Source organism: Nonomuraea sp. NPDC003754 (assembly GCF_053605785.1).
Genome location: NZ_JBSGJX010000006.1, coordinates 206703 through 223466 on the forward strand (window position 1 = coordinate 206703; position 16764 = coordinate 223466).

A 16764-nucleotide genomic window follows, 5' to 3' on the forward strand; every position below is an offset into this window, starting at 1 on the left:
GAAACCGATGCGTGACGATCCGATGCTGCCCGCGCCTGTGGCCCGCATGCTGGAGGAGTACCGCCAGCTGCTCGCCGATCACGGAATGACATGGGGCGAACCCCCCATCGCCTATGTCAGGGTCATGAGCCAGTCGCGGTTCGTGGACGTCGGCCCCTTCTGGCGGGAGGCCAGGCGCCAGGCCAGGGAGCAGGCCCCCGGGGCCGGCCCCGCCGAGCTGCAGCGCCTGGAGTGCGAGCTCGACTACGACGAGGTGCTGCGCGGCGCGCTCGGCCCCGTCCCGCCGGAGGGGCTGGCCGTGCTGCGCCTCACACCCGACGGCCACGACCTGCGCGGCCGTACCCGGGCGGTGGTGGGCGGCACGCCGCTGCCGCTCACGCTGCTGATCGACAGCGCCTGCGACCACGCGGCGTGGGTGACGGTCGGCGACCAGGAGTACGAGGTGCCCGCCAAGGGCGCGCGCCTGATCGAGCTCGACACGGCGGCCGACGTGCGCGTCGACGGCCGCGGCCTCGACCTGTCCGGCCTGACCAGGAGCGCGCCCAGGGCGGCGCTGCGGCTGCGGGCCGGCTTCCCGTGCCGGTGGAGCGTGTGGAACGCCGACGGCCAGGGCTGGTACCCGCCAGGGGTGCCGCCCAAGCGCGACTTCAACGGCGTGCCGTACTTCCACGGCGACGATCTGATGCTCTTCGTCCCGGCCGAGCCGCTGACGGTCAGGGTGACGCGGGGCATGGAGTACGGCTGGGCGGAGACCTCGCTCACCCCTCCCGAGCACATCGAGACGCTGGTCGAGCTGACCCCCAAGCGCATCTACGACGCCGCGGCCAGAGGCTGGTACGGCGGCGACCTGCACGTCCACCTCAACTACGTCGGCGACCTGGTGGCGCCGCCGCAGTGGGCGGCCGACTCCCAGCACGGCGAGGACCTCCACGTGCTGAGCCTGCTGGCCGCGAACGTCTCCGGCGAGCGAGTCCTGGACAAGGAGGCGCTGGAGCACTGGGCGGGCCAGGACCTGCCGTGGTCGGACGCCACCCACGTGGCCAGGATGGGGGTCGAGCACCGCAACGACCTGTTCGGCCACCTGCACGCCTTCGCGCCGGCGGCCCCGCCGTCGCTCTACGCCACCGGGTTCGCCGGCGCGCCCGACTGGCCGCCGACGACGGAGGCGCTGAGAGAGCTGCGCGAGCTGGGCGCGCTCGTCGGCTACGCGCACGCCTTCCGCGGGCCGACCGAGACCCCCGAGCAGCTGGTCGGCACGCCCGGCTGCACGGCCAGGATGGCGGTCGTCGACGCGGCGCTGGGCCTGGTCGACGGGTTCGAGCTGCTGCACTTCTCCTGCGCCACGGGATCCGCGCGGGCCTACCGGCGGCTGATCGGCGCGGGCAACCGGCTGGCGGCCGTCGCCGGCACCGACTCGATGCTGACCTACACCAGGCAGCGCATGGAGATGGTGGCCAGCCCCGTCGGCTGGGAGCGCACCTACGCGCGGGTCGAGGGGCCGCTGACCGCGGACTCCTATGCCGACGCCGTACGGCGGGGCCGCACGTTCGCCACCACGGGGCCCTTCCTGGAACTGCTGGTCGACGGACAGGGGCCGGGCGAGACGCTGAACCTCACGCCGGGCCGGACGGTGCGGGTGACGGCCCGGGTGATCGGCCCTGAGGTGGAACGGCTGACCGTGCTGACCGCCGACGGGGAGCTGGCCTCGACGTCGGGCTCGGAGGTGAGCGCGGAGCTGGCCGTGCAGTGGCCGACGTACGTGGTGGCCGTGGCGGAAGGAGGCGCGCATCCCCGCTCGCTCTTCACGCACGTCTACGCGCACACGAGTCCGGTGTACCTCGACGTGGAACATCGGCGGGTGGCCAGGGAGGACGACGTCATGTTCTGCCTGCGGTGGATCGAGCTGCTCGAAGGACTCGTGAGAACGGCGGCCAGATTCGACGAGCAATGGCAGATGGACGATTATCTGAAGGCGATCGAGGAGGCGCGCCGCATTTATCGGGCCCGGCTGGCCATATAGCTTTTCGGCAATCGTCTGGCCTCGCCGGCGACCAAGCGCCTCCTGGAGGAGATCATGACGTCCACCACCTGGCCCGTCTACAGCCCGTTCGCCAAGGAGCACTTCTACCGAGGCAAGGAAGTAGGCATGGAGGAGGGCAGGGCACAGGGCCGAGAGGAAGGCCGGGAAGAAGGCCGCGAAGAGGGCCGGGAAGTGGGCCGCGAGGAAGGCATGGCGCGGGGGGAAGCGCATTGTGTGCTCATGCTCCTCGAGCACCATGGCGTAGCCGTTTCCGAGGAGGTCCGTCAGCGCATCCTCAGCTGTAACGACCTGGAACAGCTCGCGCAATGGGTCCTGCGCGCGGGCGCCGTCACCACGACTGACGAGCTCTTCGGCTAATCACCTCCAACCACCTTCCACAGAGCCCATCGCTGTTTCCGGCGTTGGGCTCTTTGCTTTCCGGCAGTGTCGATTTGTTCAGCTCCCTGGAAGGATGTGTATTTCTCCGGGGAGGGAGTTGAGCCATCCGATGAGGGAGGCGCCCTGCCGTTCCATGATGCCGGGGTCGCGCAGGGCGTTGGCCAGCAGGGACATGCCCTGGTAGGCGCCCACCATCGTCAGGGCGAGGCCGTCGGGTTCGGGCAGCCCGAGGTCGCGGAACTGGCGTTCCACCCAGTCCAGGAGGAGCCGGATGACCCGCCCGGCCTCGACGTCCAGGCCGCCCTCGGCGCGCTTGTCCAGCTCGACGGCCAGCGTTCCGGTCGGGCAGCCGTAGCGGGCGGCGAGATCGCGCTGGCTGACCCATGCCGCCACCAGGCCCTTGAGCCGTTCCATGGGATCGGGAAGCTCGTCCAGCCGTCCGGTGAGGATCCCCAGCTGCCGGGCGTGCTCGCCGAGCGCGGCCGCGACGAGTTCGTCCTTGGTCTTGAAGTAGTAGTACACGTTGCCGACCGGGACGTCGGCGGCGCGGGCGATGTCGGCGATGGTGGTCCGCTCGGCGCCCTGCTGATGCACGACCCGCGCGGCGGCCGCCATCAGCCGCTGCCGCTTGGCGCTCGCGGCCCGCACCCGGGAACCCTTCGAGTCAGTCACCTGACTCACTATAGGCGCCCTGGCATGCCGCCAGTATGGGTGGACGAGACGGCGGACTTGAACCTCCAGCAGGGGGAGGCGCGAAGGTGAGGGCATGCACGACGACACGCTCTACTCGATCGGCGACCTGGCCCGGCGCACCGGGCTGACGGTCAAGACCGTCCGGTTCTACTCCGACCGGGGGATCGTGCCGCCCACTGACCGCAGCCCTGCCGGTCACCGTCTGTACGGCATCGACGCCGTCGCCCGCCTGGACCTCGTGCGCACGCTGCGCGACCTGGGGTTGGATCTGCCCACGATCCGCAGGGTCGTCGACCGGGAGGTCTCGCTTCCCGAGGTCGCCGCCATGCACGCCGAGGCGCTGGCGGTGCAGATCCGCACGCTACGGCTGCGGCGGGCGGTGCTGACGGCGGTGGCCAGGCGCGGCTCCACCCCGGAGGAGATGGATCTCATGCACAAGCTGGCCAAGCTGTCCGAGGACGAACGCCACGTCCTGATCGACGACTTCCTCGACACCGTCTTCGGCGGTCTGGAGGCCGCCGCGCCGGAGTTGGCGGGTGTCCGGCGCTCGATGACTCCCGAACTGCCCGACAACCCCGAGGCCGAGCAGGTGGAGGCGTGGGTGGAGTTGGCCGAGCTGTCCCAGGACCCGGGTTTCCGCGCCGGCATGCGCCGGATGGCCGAGGAACATGCGGCCGAGCGCGCCAACGCCGGCGGGCCGGGACCGCGCCGCGATCTCGCCGCTGTCGTCCGGGACCACATCGCGCCGGCCGTGGCGAGCGGCGTCGACCCGGCCTCCCCCGGCGCCGAGCCGATCGTCGGATCGCTCACGGCCCGCTACGCGCGCCTCCTCGGCCGGCCGGACGGGGCCGAGGTCGGGCGGCTGCTGCTGGCGCGGCTGGAGAGCATGAACGATCCTCGCCGGGAGCGATACTCGCGGCTTCTCGCGGTCGTCAACGGCTGGCCGGCGCCGGAAAGCCTGGCGCCGGTGTTCGGCTGGTGCATCCAGGCGCTGCGCGCCCGCGCGGAGCCGTAGCCGACCGCACTCCACAGGGTCGGCCTCCACCTCGATGCGCACCCGGACGAACGGGGAGCAGATCCACCTCGACGCGCGCCCGGACGAACGGCGAGCAGATCCACCTCGATGCGCGCCCGAACGAACGGCGAGCAGATCCACCTCGTGACGGGCGACGGCTTGGCGGGTTTCGTGCCACACTGCCTGCGCGGCGCCGACAGCATCACTGGGGCGAGGGGGAGTGACGCGGATGGGCTTGGCGGTCGAGAGCCGATCGTCCGACTCGCCGTACATCGAGCGGGTGTGGCGGAGCAGCAGCGACGACGTCGGCCGCATGACGTCGGTCGCGACGGCGCGCTTGGATCTGGTCTTCTGGGACCACCGCGGCCAGATCCACGTCGCGGTTCAGGGCCCGGAGTCGAAGGCGAGCACGGCCCCCGTTCCCGAGGACGCCACGTTCTTCGGGATCATCTTCTCGCTCGGCACGTCGATGCCCCATCTTCCGGTCAGCGGGCTCGTCGACGGTTCGGTGGAGCTCCCCGATGCGACGCGTAGGTCGTTCCGGCTGAAGGGTTCCGCCTGGCGCCTTCCCGACTACGACAACGCCGAGGAGTTCGTCGGGCGGATGGCACGTGAGGGGGTCCTGGACCGTGACCCGATCGTCGCCGCAGTGCTTCGTGACGGGTCGCCGGAGGTGTCCGAGCGCACCGTCCAGCGGCGCTTCGTGGCCGCGACCGGGCTCACACGCGGCGCCGTCCGGCAGATCGATCGGGCCAGGCGGGCGGCGGTCCTCATCCAGGAGGGCGTGCCGGCCCATGATGTGATCCACCGGCTCGGGTACTTCGACCAACCGCACCTGGCGCGGTCGCTGGCCCGCTATGTCGGGCGGACCGCCACGCAGTTGCGCGACCAGGACGCGCCGGAGCCGCTGTCGCTTCTGTACAAGACGTGAGCGCCGCTTCCGCCTAGTCTGCCGGTCGCGGGCCACCGTCAGAGGAGGATCGCGCGGCCGGCGTCTGCAGCCGCGACACGTGCGGCGAGCGTGCCTGCCGTACATGCGGCGTAGGTTCCTGCCGCGACATGTGCGGCGGTGCCTGCCGTGGCGCCCTCCTCGTCACCCACGACGACCGAGGAGCAGAGCATATGGGCAGGATCGTTTCGAACTTCTTCATTTCCCTGGACGGCGTGGTCGAGTCGCCGGACCAGTGGCACTTCCCGTACTGGAACGACGAGATGGGCGCCGCGGTCGAAGCGGGCATGCAGCGCGCGGCGGCGTTCCTGATGGGCCGCAGGCTGTACGAAGAGTGGTCCGCGTACTGGACGACGACGGACAACGACCAGGACGCCGCCGCGTTCTTCAACAACGTGCGCAAGTACGTCGTGTCGAACACCCTGGAGAAGGCGGACTGGAACAACACCACCGTCGTCTCCGGTGACGTGGTGGCCGCGCTGCGCGAGGTCAAGGAGCGGACAGACGGCGACATCCAGATGTCCGGCTCGGCGACGACCGTGCGGTGGCTGCTGGCCAACGGGTTGCTCGACGAGCTGAACCTGCTGGTCCACCCGATTGCCGTCGGCCATGGCCGGCGGCTGTTCGAGGACACCCCGACCCACCGGCTGAAGCTCATCAGGTCGGAGACGTTCACGACCGGCGTGCTCAACCTGGGCTACGTTCCGGACGCCGGCTGACTCGCCGGACGCCGTCATGGTGCGGCGCGCACGGGTCCATGCTCGGCCCCCGCCAGGCCGGGCCGAGCCGGGCGGGCCCGGGCCGAACCGGCCGGGACGGGCCGAGGCCGGGGCTGGGGCTGAGGCTAGGCCGGGACGGGCCGAGGCCGGGGCTGGGGCTGAGGCTAGGCCGGGACGGGCCGAGGCCGGGGCTGGGATGGGCCGTAGCTGGGACGGGCCGGGGCTGGGGCTGAGGCTAGGCCGGGGCTGGGGCCGGGACGGGCCGAGGCCGGGGCTGGGATGGGCTGGGGCTGGGGCTGGGCATGAGGAAAGCCCACCGCTGCCGGAACAGCGGTGGGCTTCTTCATGCTCGACGAACCGGCGCACCGATGCGCGCGGCCGGTCCGAGCCGGAATTCGGAGACCCGGCCGGCCTGCCGTCGGACCCGGCCGGTCTGCCGTCAGACCTGGCCGGCCTTCTCCAGGGCGGTGCAGCAGGTGTCCACCAGCAGGCGGGTCACCACGTACGGGTCGACGTTGGCGTTCGGGCGACGGTCCTCGATGTAGCCCTTCTTGTCCACCTCGACCTGCCACGGAATGCGCACCGAGGCGCCGCGGTGCGAGACGCCGTAGGTGTACTTGTTCCACGGCGCGGTCTCGTGGTGGCCGGTCAGGCGGGACTCGATGCCGGAGCCGTACTGGGTGACGTGCTCCATCGGCTTGTCGCCCTCGCCGAGCGCCTCGCAGGCGGTGATGATGGCGTCGTAGCCTTCGCGCATCGCCTTGGTGGAGAAGTTGGTGTGGGCGCCGGCGCCGTTCCAGTCGCCGCGGGCGGGCTTGGCGTCGAGCGTGGCCTCCACGCCGAACTCCTCGGCGGTGCGGTAGAGCAGCCAGCGGGCGATCCACAGGTGGTCGGAGACCTCGAGCGGGCCGGCCGGGCCTACCTGGAACTCCCACTGGCCGGGCATGACCTCGGCGTTGATGCCGGAGATGAGCAGGCCGGCGGCCAGGCAGCGGTCGAGGTGCAGCTCGACGATCTCGCGTCCGAAGATCACGTCAGCGCCGACGCCACAGTAGTAGGGGCCCTGCGGGGCGGGGAAGCCACCCTCGGGGAAGCCGAGCGGGCGCGAGCCCTTGAAGAAGGTGTACTCCTGCTCGATGCCGAACCACGACTCCTGCTCGGCGAAACGCTCGGCGATCGGGCGGAGTCGCGCACGGGTGTTGCTGGCGTGCGATTCGCCGTCGGTCTCCTCGACCTCGCACAGGACCAGGATGTTGTCACCGCCGCGGATCGGGTCGGGGCAGGTGAAGACGGGGCGGAGCACACGGTCGGAGGAGTGGCCCACGGCCTGGTTCGTGCTGGAGCCGTCGAAGCCCCACAGCGGCGGGGTGGCGCCGTCGGCAAGGATCTTCGTCTTCGAGCGGAGCAGAGCCGTGGGCTCGGTGCCGTCGATCCAGATGTACTCAGCCTTGATGCTCACGGCGGTCCTTTCGGGGTGTTTCTCAGCCACGCCGAGATTCGCAGTGCGCCGTTTCGCGGTTTTTGCCCGTATGTGAACGGCATGTTAATCGGGGCGAGTGTGAGCAAGGTCACCCGTGGACGGATCGGTCATCAACGACGGCGGAATGAGGACGATGGCGGTGGTGCCGCCGTAGGCGGAGCGCTGCAGGGTGACCTTGATGCCATGACGTACGGCCAGCCGTCCGACGACGAACAGCCCGAGCCTGTCGCTGTCGGCCAGGTCGAACTCGGGCGGGTCGGCCAGGCGCCGGTTGAGCTCGTCGCGTTCGGCGTCGGGCATGCCGAGGCCACGGTCCTCGATCTCGACGGCGAAGCCGCGGGCCACGAGCTCGCCCGTCACGTTGACCTGGGTGTTGGGCGGGGAGAAGACGGTCGCGTTCTCGACCAGCTCGGCCAGCAGGTGGATGACGTCGGCCGCGGCGCTGCCGGTGAGGGTGCCCTCGGAGATGGGGTGGATGGTGACGCGCAGGTAGTCCTCGACCTCGGCCACCGCACCGCGCACGACGTCGAGCATCTGGACGGGGCGGCGCCACTGGCGTCCCGCGGGCGCGCCGGACAGGATCACCAGACCCTCGGCCTGGCGGCGCATGCGGGTGGTGAGGTGGTCGAGCCGGAACAGGTCACTGAGCTGGTCGGGCTCGGCGGTCTTGCGCTGCATGGCGTCGAGCTGGCCGAGCTGGCGGTGGACGAGCGACTGGTTGCGCCTGGCCAGGTTGCGGAAGACGCGGTTGAGGCCCTGGCGCAGCTCGGCCTGCCCGACGGCGGCCCTGACGGCGGTGCGGCGGACGCTTTCGAAGGCGTTGGCCAGGTCGCGCACCTCCTGGGTGGGGGTCGAGACGGAGATGGGCGAGGAGGTGTCGGCCTCGGCGGTCTGCCCGCTGCGCAGCCGTTCGACGAGCTGCGGCAGCCGTACCTCGGCCACGTCGGTGGCGGCGCCGCGCAGGCCGTCGAGCTCCTCGACCAGGCCGCGGCCCAGCCGTACCGACCAGATGACGGCGACCAGGATGGCGGCGATGCCGAGCACGCCGACGATGCCGATCCTGAGGATGATGCCGCCCGCGGCGTCGTCGGACCTGCTGGTGAGCAGCAGGACCCGGGATTCGAGCAGCTGGTCGAGCCCCGGGCCGAGGCGGGTGACGGTCTGCTGCCACGCGGTCGTGTCGCGCGGCAGCCTGGCGTCCTCGACGATCTCGTGTTCGAGTACGGCCAGCCGCTTGCTGTCGGCGCCCTCGAGCAGCCGCTCGAAGGGGCCGCGCAGCTCGGTGTCGAGCATGGCCACGCCCTCGTTCATGAGCAGCTGCCGGTTCGGCGCGAAGACCTCCATGGCCTCGTACTCGTCGTGTTCGAGCGTGCCCGACATCACCGCGCCGGAGATCATCGCGTCCTCGCGCGACATCAGGTCGCGGGCGTGGGCGATGCGCTGCAGGCCGATCGCCTGCTGGTAGAGCTGCACCCGGGGCACGGTGATGAGCTGGTCGAAGAGGCGGAAGACGGTATCGGTGATGGCGCCGTAGGCCTGGACGGTGTCGAGCCGGTCCGACTGCCTGCCGTCGACCTTCTCGCGGAGCCTGGCCAGGCCCTGGGTGCGCTCCACGACGGCGTCGATGGCGGCGCGCACCTCCGGCGTGGTCACGGTCGAGGCGCGCTCGCCGGTGGCCGTCCCCCGGAACTGCTCGACCGCCTGGTCGGTACGGCGCCGCGCGTCGGCGAGCCTGAGCGCGTCCGGCTGTCCCGCGCTCAGGTAGACGGCCGAATCCCTGCGTTCCTGCTGGAGCGAGGTGACGAGCGTGGCGGCGGGGTCGCCGATCTCCTCGAAGACGGCCGTCGCGGCCGACAGTTCGAAGAAGTCGCCGAGCACGTGCCCCGCCACGAAGGTCCACAGGCCGACGAGGGCCACGATCGGCACGCTGAGCAGCGAGTACAGCTTGAAACGCAGACTTTGGGAGGCCATGGGTCAGGTCATTCCGGTCAGGGGCGAGCCGCCTACCACGGTCGCGACGCAGCGGCCCGCGCCGTGCTCGGCGAGGGTCCGGTAGGGGTTCGCGGTCGAAGGGTCGAGGTCGAACACCGCGAAGTCGGCGCGGTGTCCCGGGGTGAGGCTGCCGATATCGTGCTCCAGGCCCATCGCGCGGGCGCCCCCGACGGTGGCCGCCTCGATCAGCCGCTGGTCGAGGTCGCCGTCGCGGTAGCCCTGCCGTACGGCGAGCTCGCGGAGGGCGGCGACGTCGGCGAGCAGGTCGAGCGAGGGCGAGGACGACAGCGAGTCGGTGCCGACGGCGATGGGGTTGCCTTCGCGCAGCAGCGCTGCCACGTCGGGGCCCGGCAGGCCGAGCACGTGGTTGGAGCGGGGGCAGAGCGCGACGGAGGTCTCGCGTTCGCGCAGCAGCGCGCGGTCCTCGGCGGTGAGGTCCACGCCGTGCGCGATGTGGCAGGTGGGGCCGAGCAGTCCGGTGGAGTCGACGTAGGCGACGGGCGCCAGCCCCGAGCCGCCCTCGCGCAGGAGGGCGAAGTCGAGTCCGAGCTTGGTGATGTACCGCTCGAGCGCGCCCGTGCCGTGGACGGTGAACTCGCGCTCGTGGGCGGACTCGGCCAGGTGGATGTGGATCCGCAGGTCCCGCTGCCACGCCAGCGCCGCCAGGTCGGCCAGCACGCCGGTGTCGAGGGAGTAGGGGGCGTGCGGCGAGACGGCGTCGGCCTTGGCGAGCAGGTCGAGGTAGCGCTCGCGGCCGCCGTCGCGCCAGGAGGTGTCGTTGTCGCCGAGCGCCTCCAGGTAGCGCAGGCCGCCGAGCGGGGTGTCGACGAGCGCCTCCTGGTCGGTGACGATGTCGGCGACGGCGGTGGTGCCGGTGCGCAGGCACTGCCAGGCCCCGTCGGTCGCCCCGGCCGCCCAGTCCCACACGCCGTGCCGGAGGGCGGGGTTCCAGCTGCCGTCCTCGCCGCCGAAGTAGACCCGGTCGAAGACCTCGGCCCACTCCTCGAAGGAGGCGTAGACGCGGCGGCCGACCTCGGCCATGCAGGTGTACTGCAGGTGGGTGTGCGCGTTGACCAGCCCGGCGACGATGATCCCCGGGTAGTGGACCGCGCCCCCGCCGGTGTCGATCGCCTCGATCCTGCCGTCGCGCACCGCGATCCTGCCGTCGCGCACCGGCGGGCCGTCCATGGGCAGCACGAGCGGGGCGCTGAACGTGGTCACGGCACCCATACGACGTCACTCCCGAAGATCTTGTAGCTGAGCAGCGCCACGGTGAGCGCGGCGAAGGAGCCCAGCACCAGGTAGTCGGTCCTGTCGAAGGCCAGCTCGCGCATCCAGGTGCGGTGCTTGGCGCCGAACCCGCGCAGGTCCATGGCGTTGGAGGTGTCCTCGGCGTCGATGAGCGCGTTGACGGTGAGCGGGATGACGATGGGTTTGAGGGACCGGAGGCGTTTGACGGGGTTGCTGGTGCGCGGATGGTCGTAGCCGCGCACGCGCTGGGCGTCGATGATCTCCTGCATGCCGGCCGCCGTGGACGGCAGGAAGCGGAAGGTGAGGTCGACGCCGAAGGCCAGCCGCTGCGACACCTTCAACCTGGCGAAGGTGACCCCGAGATCTCCGGGCGCGACGCAGAAGGCGACCGGAAAGCCCATCATCGCCAGCGACACGAAGCGCACCAGCAGCGTCGCCGAGTACGACAGCGTGGCGGCGGTGACCGCGTTGCCGGTGATCGGCATCGTGAACAGCGTCGGCGCCCCGGTCGTCGTCTCGATCTGCAGGGCGTCGGTGAACACGCTGTTGACCAGCACGGTGATCGTCATCAGCGTGAGGACGAACGCCCAGTTGGCCCTGACCGCCCGCCACGGGATGCCCGCGCTCAGGTAGTAGGCCAGGGCCACCAGGCCGCACAGCAGGATGACCCGCAGGTCGTCGAGGCGCGCCACTGCCACGAGGTAGAACACCGGGACCAGCAGGAGCACGCGCGGATCACGGCGTCCGAGGAAGGAGTCGCCTCCCAGGTAACGTGGCGTGACGTCCATCGGCTACCTGCCGATGCGCTTGGAGATCGGTTCCCAGACCGCGTCGAGCGCGGGTGTGAGAATCAGCGCGACCAGCGTGTTGCTCAGCAGCAGCGGGCCGAAGGCGACGCTCGCCCAGGTCGCGAAGTTCATGTCCTGCAGCCACATGTCGGTGAAGGTAGTGGCGAAGGCGATGAGCATGGCGATCCAGGTGACGACGCCGACGGCGACCAGGCGGACGGCCTCCTTGCGGAGCCGGGAGGCGACGAGGGCGAACAGCACGCCCGCCAGCAGACCGGTCAGGGCGTTGGCCAGGCTCCAGTTCCAGTAGGTGAACGCGCCGTAGCCCTTGATCTGGTCGATGACGATGTTGCCGACCAGGCCGACGAAGAAGCCGGCGACCGGGCCGAACCGCATGCCGAAGAACGGGACGAGCGCGAAGGCGGGTCTGATGTCGACGTTCTGGGTGCCGGGGATGGTGAAGCTGATGAGGCCGAGCACCGCGTAGAGCGCTGCGCCGACGGCCGCGAACACCACGACCCTGGAGTTGATCTCCCACAGGGGTGGGCGTGGTGATACTGCCTCTGTACTCATGGGGGGTCGAGTCCTTCCTCACTGGGGGGTCAGGCGCGCTAATTGGAAGGGGTGCGGGATGGTTCCCGTTCCGGGGAGGCGGTCGCGGACGGCTCGGACCAGGCTGGTCGCGCGCAGGCCCGATTCGGCCCACAGCTCTTCGCGGTGGGCCAGCTCGGCGGGGGGCGCGTCCGCGACGATCCGCCCCCCGTCGACGATCACGATCCGGTCGGCCGAGGTGATCGCCAGATCGACGTCGTGGGTGATGAAGTAGACGCTGCGCATGCCGCCGAGCACGCGCTCCATGAACGTCGTGGTGGTGTGCAGGTCCTGCCCGGCGGTCGGCTCGTCGAGGATGAGCGTCTCGGGCCGCATGGCCAGGGCGAGGGCGACGGTGAGGCGGCGCTGCTGGCCGTAGGACAGGGTGTGCGGCGAGCGTCGCATGATGTCGGGCTCGTGGTGCAGCAGCATGGCGGTCAGCGCCGCCTCGGCGGTCTCGGCGATCTGGTCGGCGCTCCACCCCAGGTTGCGGGGGCCGAAGGCGAGCTCCTCGGCGACGGTGGCGGAGAACAGCGCCTGGCTGGGGTTCTGGAAGACGTAGCCGAAGGTGGTGGCCAGGCTCAGCGTCGAGCGCCGGTCGACCGGTTCGCCGTCGACCAGCACCCGGCCCGCGGAGGGCTCGATCAGCCGGACGGCGGCGCGCAGCAGCGTGGACTTGCCCGCGCCGTTGCGGCCCAGCACCGCGATCCGTTCGGCCGCCCCGAGCGCCAGGTCGACCTCGCGCAGGACGGGCCGCGGGCCGTACCCGAGGGTGACCCGCTGGTAGTGCAGCCTGGCCGGGCCGCCGGGGGGCGCGGCGCGTGGCAGGGCGGGCACCTCGGGCAGCTCGTCCGCCCTGGCGACCAGCGCCTCGAAGGGGAGCTTGACGTGCGCGACGGGGGCTTCGCGCAGGAAGCCGGTCACGTCGCCGGTGTAGCGGGGCCGACCGCCCTCCAGGTAGAGCACCTGGGTGGGGCCGAACTCCAGCAGTTCCTCGACCCGGTGCTCGACCACCACGGCCGCGCCGCCGTCGTCGACGAACCGGCGCAGCTCGGTCAGCAGGTGGCGGCTGGCGGCGGGGTCGAGGTTGGCCAGGGGCTCGTCGACCACGACCACCCGTGGCCGCATGACCAGCACGCCCGCGAAGGCCACCATCTGCAGCTCGCCGCCGCTCAGCTCGTGGGTGGCGCGGCCGAGCAGGTGGGTGATGCCGACCCTGGCGGTGACCTCCTCGATGCGGGCGCGGATCTCGGCTCGGGGCAGCCCGAGGTTCTCGGGGCCGAAGGCGAGCTCGGAGAAGACGGTCGCGCCGACGATCTGCTTGTGGGGGTCCTGCAGGAGCGTGCCCACGACGGTGGACAGCTGCCGGATCGTCTGGTCGGCGACGGGCGCGCCGCCGACGTTGACCTGCCCGGTCACCTCGGCCCGGTAGGAGTGCGGGACCAGGCCGTTGACCATGCGCAGCAGCGTGCTCTTGCCGCCTCCCGAGGGGCCGCTGACCAGGGCGAAGTCGCCCGCGGCCACCTGGAGCGAGACGTCGCTGAGCACCTGCAGGCCGGTCGCGCGGTAGCGGACGGCGGCGTCGCGGATGTCGATGATCACTGGTCGAGCTCCAGTCCGAGCGCGTCGAGCTTCAGCCTGGCCACCCGCTCGTCGAGCTCGTCGGGCAGCGGGTGCAGTCCGGGTGTCAGGTCGTGGGTGAGCAGGTGGCCGACGGCGAGGGCCTGCAGCGACAGGGACAGGTCCATGATCTCGATCGGGTTGCCCTCGGCGGCCGCGCAGTTGACGCATTCGCCGTCGGCCAGCAGCCGGTAGGCGCCCGCGACGCCGGGCTCGACCTCGTCGCGCACTCCGCCGGCGACCGCCACGACCGCGCCGGCCCTGAGCGCCTCCAGGTGCTGCCGCCTGATCGTGTACGGCTCGCCGGTCGCGGAGAACACCAGGTCGGCCTCGGCGCACGCGGCGAGGAGCCGGCGCACCTCGTAGCCGTCGTGGAAGGCGCGCAGCGCGGCGAGCGCGTCGACCTCGCTCACGATCACCCGGGCGCCGAGCGCGGCCGCGTAGCGGGCGACGCCCTGGCCGACGTGGCCGTAGCCGGCGACGGCGACGGTCGCTCCGTCGAGATCGAGGCCGGTCAGGTCGAGGGCGGCCATCACGCACGACTGTCCCGTGCCGTGGACGTTGTCGAACAGGTACTTGGAGCGGGCGTCGTTGACGGCGATGACCGGGATGCGCAAGGGGGTGCGCCGCAGGGCGCGCAGCCCGCTGGTGGTCTCCTCGGCCGCGCCCTTCAGCGTGGCGAGCCGGTTCTCGGCGTGGGCCAGCGTGATGACCCGGGCGCCGTCGTCCACCAGCACGTCGAGCCGCTGGTCGAGCATCCTCCTGGCCAGCTCGTCGTCCTCGGCGCGGCCGGCGTCGGAGCGGGCCAGCACGGCGACGCCCTCGTGGACGAGCGCGGCGGCCACGTCGTCCATGGTCTCCCTGCCGGGACAGGTGACGATGACGTCGGCCCCGGCGTCCCTCAGCGTCAGGGCCAGGTTGGCGGTCTTGGGCTCCAGGACCAGGACCAGGCCGATCCGAACGCCGTGGAGGGACAGCCCCGAGCGCAGCGCGGCCATGACCGGCATGAACCGGCGTGCCCACGCGATCTTCTCCAGCCCCTCGGACCACCGCTCGGGGTGCCTGATGTCGGTTAACACGTCAGGTCCACCACGAACAGGCGGCCCTGCGCCAGGACCCCGTCACGCATCCGCTCGCCGTCGCCCGGCCGGGTGGTCGCCAGGATCGCGCCGGGCCGCAGCGCGGCCCGGTCGACGTCGTCGCCGATCACGAGGTCGGCCTCGGCGAGCGCGGCGCCGGGGTGGGCGCCCATGGCGCGCAGGCGGGAGGCCAGTCCTGGCACGTCGCCCACGATCGATACGCGCTTGCCCGCCATGAGGAGGTTCGTGCGCCGCAGGATGGTCTGGATGACGACCTGGGCGGCAGGTAGCGGGGTCAATGGTCTCCGTCCGAAATCGCAGGTTCCGATTAAAGGGGAGATCAGGGGCTGACGGCAAGGAAGAGAAAGGCCCCGAAAAGCACCAGGTGGACGGTTCCCTGCATGAGTGTCGCTCTTCCCGGGGCGACGGTCAGAGTTGTTATCACCACCGTCAGTGCCAGCAGCACCATCTGGAGCGGTCCAAGGCCGAGGGCGAGACTGTCGCCGGTCAGCAGCGAGACGACCGCGATCGCCGGAATGGTCAGCCCGATGCTCGCCAGAGCGGAGCCGAGCGCGAGGTTGAAGCTGTTCTGCACCCTGTTGCGGGCCGCGGCGCGCACCGCCGCCACCGTCTCGGGCAGCAGGACCAGCAACGCGATCGCCACGCCGACCGTGGTGCGCGGCGCGCCGATCGCCGCGATGCTCTCCTCGATGGCCGGAGAGACGGTCTTGGCCAGTCCCACGACGCTGACCAGGCAGATCAACATCAGGCCGAGGCTGATCAGGGCGGTGCGCCCGGTGGGCGGGTCGGCGTGCTCCTCGGACGGGCGCACCCCGCCGCCGGCCTGGACCGGCAGGAAGTAGTCGCGGTGGCGCACGGTCTGCATGAAGACGAACACGCCGTAGAGGACCAGCGAGGCGACGCCCGCGAAGGCCAGTTGCGCGGCCGAGTACGTCGGTCCCGGCGTGGCGAGCGTGAAGTTCGGCAGGACCAGCGCGAGCGTGGCCACGGCGCTCAGCGTCGCCAGCGCGGCGGTGACGCCGTCGACCCTGAACTCCAGCACGTGGTGCTTCAGCGCGCCCACCAGCAGGCACAGGCCCATCACGCCGTTGCAGACGATCATGAAGGCGGAGAACACGGTGTCGCGCGCCAGGGACTCCGCACCCGCGCCGCCCGCGCTCATCAGGATGACGATGAGCCCCACCTCGATGACGGTGACGGCGATGGCCAGGATCAGCGTGCCGAACGGCTCCCCCACCCGGTGGGCGACGATCTCCGCGTGGTGCACGGCGGCGATCACGGCGCCGACCAGGGCCAGCGCGACCAGCGCCATGAGCAGGCCGACGGCCGGGCGGCCCCAGGCGAAGGCGAGAACGAGGAAGGCGGCGACAGGCACGATCACGGTCCAACGCAACATCATGCCGATCACCCTATCGGCTCTCTTGACGGAGTGAGCGCTCACTCCGTACCGTGGGCGATATGACGACAGACACACCCCGGCGCCGCGCCCCCGGCATGACCCCCGAGCGCCGTCGCGCGATGATCGTCGCCGCCGCGCTCCCCCTCGTCGCCGAGCACGGCACCGCCGTGACGACCAGCCAGATAGCCCGGGCCGCCGGCATCGGCGAGGCGACGATCTTCCGCGTGTTCGCCGACAAGGAGGAGCTGCTCGACGCCTGCATGGCCGAGGCGCTCCGCCCCGACCACGCCGTCGAGCAGATCGCCTCGATCCCGATGGACCAGCCGCTCGCCGACCGCCTCACCGAGGCCGCTGACGCGCTCGGCGCCCACCTCGCCCGCATCGGCGCCGTCGCCGGGGCGCTGATGTCCTCGGGCCACCGTCGCGGCGACGCGACCGCCGGCCGGCCCGGCGACCGCGAGCGCTCCATGGACCTCGTCAGGGCAGCGATCGCCGAACTGTTCGAGCCGGAGGCGGGCGCCCTGCGGGCGAGCGCCGACCAGGTCGCCGCCGTCTTCCTCGGCCTGCTGTTCACCGGGGCGCGGACGGGCGACGGCCCCGCCACCGCCGATCTCGTCCAGATCTTCCTCTACGGCGCGCTGCGGGAGGAGCCCTCCTGACCGTCCCCGCCGCCGGCCAGGACGCGGCCAGGTGTCCTCGCCGGCGTCGTCGCCGCTCCGCCGCTCTCCGCCGGCGCGACCGGTGACCG

16 protein-coding genes are annotated in these 16764 nt (G+C 71.5%); 6 read left to right on the top strand and 10 right to left on the bottom strand.

Annotated elements, in window-relative coordinates; translation table 11 throughout:
* Positions 1 to 7: 7 nt before the first annotated feature.
* Together ACWEVS_RS10340 and ACWEVS_RS10345 are read left to right on the top strand one after the other, a co-directional pair.
* Entirely contained in the window at positions 8 to 2020 is a 2013-nt protein-coding gene (locus tag ACWEVS_RS10340) for a CehA/McbA family metallohydrolase (protein WP_452550971.1), read from the top strand.
* A gap of 54 nt (positions 2021 to 2074) precedes the next feature.
* On the top strand, positions 2075 to 2398 hold the full coding sequence (locus ACWEVS_RS10345) for a hypothetical protein (protein ID WP_449927196.1): 324 nt from the start codon (positions 2075 to 2077) through the stop codon (positions 2396 to 2398).
* 78 nt (positions 2399 to 2476) lie between these two features.
* Here ACWEVS_RS10345 and ACWEVS_RS10350 read toward each other — a convergent pair whose 3' ends face one another.
* Entirely contained in the window at positions 2477 to 3091 is a 615-nt protein-coding gene (locus ACWEVS_RS10350; protein ID WP_452550972.1) for a TetR/AcrR family transcriptional regulator, read from the bottom strand.
* Between the two features lie 94 nt (positions 3092 to 3185).
* Here ACWEVS_RS10350 and ACWEVS_RS10355 point away from each other — a divergent pair, with 94 nt between their 5' ends.
* From ACWEVS_RS10355 to ACWEVS_RS10365, 3 genes are all read left to right on the top strand, one after another.
* Positions 3186 to 4127, top strand: a complete 942-nt coding sequence (locus ACWEVS_RS10355) for a MerR family transcriptional regulator (protein WP_449927191.1) — start codon at positions 3186 to 3188, stop codon at positions 4125 to 4127.
* Positions 4128 to 4356: 229 nt separating this feature from the next.
* Positions 4357 to 5058: a helix-turn-helix domain-containing protein gene (locus tag ACWEVS_RS10360; protein WP_452550973.1), complete on the top strand. Its 702-nt coding sequence runs from the start codon at positions 4357 to 4359 to the stop codon at positions 5056 to 5058.
* Between the two features lie 191 nt (positions 5059 to 5249).
* Complete coding sequence (locus ACWEVS_RS10365; protein ID WP_452550975.1) at positions 5250 to 5795, top strand: dihydrofolate reductase family protein; 546 nt, start codon at positions 5250 to 5252, stop codon at positions 5793 to 5795.
* Positions 5796 to 6234: 439 nt separating this feature from the next.
* Here the strand turns inward: ACWEVS_RS10365 and glnII are convergent, their stop codons facing one another.
* The 9 genes from glnII to ACWEVS_RS10410 form a co-directional block, all read right to left on the bottom strand.
* On the bottom strand, positions 6235 to 7254 hold the full coding sequence (gene glnII, locus ACWEVS_RS10370; RefSeq protein ID WP_449927179.1) for a glutamine synthetase: 1020 nt from the start codon (positions 7252 to 7254) through the stop codon (positions 6235 to 6237).
* Positions 7255 to 7338: 84 nt separating this feature from the next.
* Positions 7339 to 9246 carry a sensor histidine kinase gene (locus ACWEVS_RS10375; protein WP_452550977.1) on the bottom strand — a complete coding sequence of 636 codons (1908 nt, stop codon included), beginning with the start codon at positions 9244 to 9246 and terminating at the stop codon, positions 7339 to 7341.
* A gap of 3 nt (positions 9247 to 9249) precedes the next feature.
* A complete protein-coding gene (locus ACWEVS_RS10380) occupies positions 9250 to 10488 on the bottom strand; it encodes an amidohydrolase family protein (protein ID WP_449927173.1) in 1239 nt (412 codons plus the stop codon).
* The gene (locus tag ACWEVS_RS10385; protein WP_449927170.1) at positions 10485 to 11306 is read right to left on the bottom strand and encodes an energy-coupling factor transporter transmembrane component T family protein; all 822 of its coding nucleotides are present in this window, start codon (positions 11304 to 11306) and stop codon (positions 10485 to 10487) included. Before ACWEVS_RS10385 ends, ACWEVS_RS10380 begins: the two co-directional genes overlap by 4 nt.
* Positions 11307 to 11309: 3 nt before the next feature.
* Positions 11310 to 11879: an ECF transporter S component gene (locus tag ACWEVS_RS10390; protein ID WP_449927167.1), complete on the bottom strand. Its 570-nt coding sequence runs from the start codon at positions 11877 to 11879 to the stop codon at positions 11310 to 11312.
* 18 nt (positions 11880 to 11897) lie between these two features.
* Entirely contained in the window at positions 11898 to 13499 is a 1602-nt protein-coding gene (locus tag ACWEVS_RS10395; RefSeq protein WP_449927164.1) for an ABC transporter ATP-binding protein, read from the bottom strand.
* Positions 13496 to 14596: an adenosylhomocysteinase gene (locus ACWEVS_RS10400; protein WP_449927161.1), complete on the bottom strand. Its 1101-nt coding sequence runs from the start codon at positions 14594 to 14596 to the stop codon at positions 13496 to 13498. Before ACWEVS_RS10400 ends, ACWEVS_RS10395 begins: the two co-directional genes overlap by 4 nt.
* The gene (locus tag ACWEVS_RS10405) at positions 14590 to 14895 is read right to left on the bottom strand and encodes a hypothetical protein (protein WP_449927158.1); all 306 of its coding nucleotides are present in this window, start codon (positions 14893 to 14895) and stop codon (positions 14590 to 14592) included. The genes ACWEVS_RS10400 and ACWEVS_RS10405 overlap by 7 nt, the downstream gene beginning before the upstream one ends.
* A 41-nt stretch (positions 14896 to 14936) precedes the next feature.
* Positions 14937 to 16016, bottom strand: coding sequence for a calcium:proton antiporter (locus ACWEVS_RS10410; protein ID WP_452550979.1), 1080 nt, complete (start codon positions 16014 to 16016; stop codon positions 14937 to 14939).
* Positions 16017 to 16075: 59 nt separating this feature from the next.
* Here ACWEVS_RS10410 and ACWEVS_RS10415 point away from each other — a divergent pair, with 59 nt between their 5' ends.
* A complete protein-coding gene (locus ACWEVS_RS10415) occupies positions 16076 to 16675 on the top strand; it encodes a TetR/AcrR family transcriptional regulator (RefSeq protein WP_449927152.1) in 600 nt (199 codons plus the stop codon).
* The last annotated feature ends 89 nt before the right edge of the window (positions 16676 to 16764 follow it).

Bases quoted from the DNA above. Each gene is read 5' to 3' on its own strand.
- ACWEVS_RS10340 (WP_452550971.1), top strand. From the start codon at position 8: ATGCGTGACGATCCGATGCTGCCCGCGCCTGTGGCCCGCATGCTGGAG.
- ACWEVS_RS10345 (WP_449927196.1), top strand. From the start codon at position 2,075: ATGACGTCCACCACCTGGCCCGTCTACAGCCCGTTCGCCAAGGAGCAC.
- ACWEVS_RS10355 (WP_449927191.1), top strand. From the start codon at position 3,186: ATGCACGACGACACGCTCTACTCGATCGGCGACCTGGCCCGGCGCACC.
- ACWEVS_RS10360 (WP_452550973.1), top strand. From the start codon at position 4,357: ATGGGCTTGGCGGTCGAGAGCCGATCGTCCGACTCGCCGTACATCGAG.
- ACWEVS_RS10365 (WP_452550975.1), top strand. From the start codon at position 5,250: ATGGGCAGGATCGTTTCGAACTTCTTCATTTCCCTGGACGGCGTGGTC.
- ACWEVS_RS10375 (WP_452550977.1), bottom strand. From the start codon at position 9,246: ATGGCCTCCCAAAGTCTGCGTTTCAAGCTGTACTCGCTGCTCAGCGTG.
- ACWEVS_RS10385 (WP_449927170.1), bottom strand. From the start codon at position 11,306: ATGGACGTCACGCCACGTTACCTGGGAGGCGACTCCTTCCTCGGACGC.
- ACWEVS_RS10390 (WP_449927167.1), bottom strand. From the start codon at position 11,879: ATGAGTACAGAGGCAGTATCACCACGCCCACCCCTGTGGGAGATCAAC.
- ACWEVS_RS10410 (WP_452550979.1), bottom strand. From the start codon at position 16,016: ATGATGTTGCGTTGGACCGTGATCGTGCCTGTCGCCGCCTTCCTCGTT.
- ACWEVS_RS10415 (WP_449927152.1), top strand. From the start codon at position 16,076: ATGACGACAGACACACCCCGGCGCCGCGCCCCCGGCATGACCCCCGAG.